The following is a 1,656-nucleotide window of genomic DNA, read 5'->3' on the forward strand; positions in this document are numbered from 1 at the left end:
GTGGGCATCGTTTTCTACCATTAGTCAAGAGAAAGTTGATATATTAGGCCTCTTTTTCTTTGTTTCTTGAGATTCTATTGATTCAGTTGTGAGAGGACATATTCAGAAGTATTTTTAATGATTTTTTATGTACATCAAATACAACTTCACCAATTTTAAAATTTGTGAGGTGTTATAATAGTCTTAAATGAGCTTCGGCTTTACTGTCCGGCAAGGGACATTTTCGGGTCGAAGTACTCATTGTTTATAACTAGATGGTAGAGGGTCCTGATGAGGCGCCCAACTGCCGCAATGGTGATCATCTTCGTCCGTTTGGTCGTAGATGATTGCTTTTTATTTTGGTAGTAGACGCTGATATTTGATGGCTGATATCGTGCCGCACTGACGATATTCAAGATTGCACGATACAAGATTTTGCGTGCGTATGCATTGCCTCGTTTGCTGATACCACTCTTCGTCTTGTGGTCACCAGACTCATACCGGATGAGATCAATACCGACGTAGCGATTCACGGCATTAGTACTATGAAAGCGGCGTAAATCACCCAGTTCACCAAGCAGACACATTACAGTTTTGATTCCGATTCCTGGAAATGAGAGGAGATATTTGACTTCCTCTAGATCTCCGGCAACTACTTGCATTTCCGCAATGATGTCCTTCTTTAGGCCGTCAAGGCGCTCAACTTCTGCGGCATAATACACTGTAGCACGTACCGCATGGCTAGTTACTGATGTTGAAGAAGCACAGAGTTTTGCGAGACTTAACAGCTTGTCTGCGATTCTTAGTGCGCGCTTTGCGCCCATATTTTTTGGTGTCGCGCCCAATATTTGATCGGCTAGAGCGTTCACTTCAAACTTGAGTACTAACTCTGGGTGAGGAAACAGTTGGACTAGGTGCCAGTATAAGCCGCCGTCCGTATTGCTGAGGACATGTTCTAATTCCGGGAAGGTGAGCTGTAACGCCTTATGCAGACGGTTCTTGGCTCGAATGATGTCATCATTGTAGTCCTGATATGTTCGCTCTAAATCGTGTAGCTCGCTGTACACCGGATCCTGCTGATAGGTCGGTTTGTAATGATGTTCTCTCATAGCCAAGGCTAGACCGCGCGCATCGAGCACGTCCGTCTTATCGTGCCGGAAACTCGCCATATCTATCTTCGCTTTGAGCGGGTTAATTTCCGTATACAGCCAATTGTTTCGCTGAAGGTAAGCCCGTAGGCTTCGGGAGTATATTCCTGTTGATTCAAAGATGATTTGGGGCGTTTTGAAGCTATTCAGAGCGTCCTCAAGCGTCTGATAGCCTGGATTATCATTCGTGATTTTGAACTCCTTGATAAATGTTTCGTCTACTAATATTGCTACGTTAGTTGTTGCTTTGCTGACATCGATACCAAAAATACATTCCATTCTGAACACCACCTAATTGAAGTTGCTTCACCGATTCACTCATCTCAATTTTCAATACACGGCGTCAAGCGTCCACAGTCTTCGAACGAGTTCCTTGGTGAATCTGCGAAGTTGCCAGTTTGAAGTACGACGTCAAAGCGCCAAACGATGCTACGGCATGTCAACCTCGACACCACTTTACCAGAAAAATGAAAAATGGTGAATCACGATTCCGTCGAATCATGATTCACCATAAACCTTAGACTGTTTG

Annotated in this window: 1 protein-coding gene; it reads right to left on the bottom strand. The window is 44.1% G+C overall.

Annotated elements, in window-relative coordinates:
* Window positions 1-200: 200 nt before the first annotated feature.
* Window positions 201-1,406, bottom strand: coding sequence for an IS110 family RNA-guided transposase (locus OCU21_RS11210; RefSeq protein WP_261807483.1), 1,206 nt, complete (start codon window positions 1,404-1,406; stop codon window positions 201-203).
* Between the last annotated feature and the right edge of the window lie 250 nt (window positions 1,407-1,656).

This window comes from Lapidilactobacillus luobeiensis, assembly GCF_024345205.1.
GTDB lineage: Bacteria > Bacillota > Bacilli > Lactobacillales > Lactobacillaceae > Lapidilactobacillus > Lapidilactobacillus luobeiensis.